At 50.6% G+C, this 326-nt stretch carries 1 protein-coding gene; it reads right to left on the bottom strand.

Translation table 11 applies throughout. From position 1 onward, the window contains the following. The coding region (locus CWC11_RS20855; RefSeq protein WP_283241025.1) for a putative metalloprotease CJM1_0395 family protein at positions 1-326 on the bottom strand (326 nt) is incomplete at both ends.

Here is a 326-nt window from a genome sequence, read left to right as displayed (position 1 = left end):
CTCTGTCGGCACCTGAGGGTTCTGCTGGCGCTAGTGCAGCAGCAAGTACCGTTTGCATTTTATCGATGGTTGCTTGCGGATCGCCATTGATAACCCCAACATCAATCGGTACTTCACCACCTACGGCATAATTAGTGCCATCGGGGCCTCTTTGGTATTCGTAACTGGGTGAACCGGCATATTGTCCACCAACAGCGGCATGCGCTTGCTCGTGGGTTCGCACTTCGGTATCGCGAGCTTTGAGCTCTTTAATTTGTTGCTGTTCTTGCTCAAGTTGAAGCTCTTCTTGCTCACTAACTTCTTCGGCAGCTTGCTGTTTTTCTTGC

The sequence above is a fragment of the Pseudoalteromonas sp. S3178 genome, from assembly GCF_005886985.1.
Lineage (GTDB): Bacteria > Pseudomonadota > Gammaproteobacteria > Enterobacterales > Alteromonadaceae > Pseudoalteromonas > Pseudoalteromonas carrageenovora.
The sequence above is the reverse complement of the archived record's forward strand: the minus strand, read 5'-3'. Positions and strand labels throughout refer to the sequence as shown.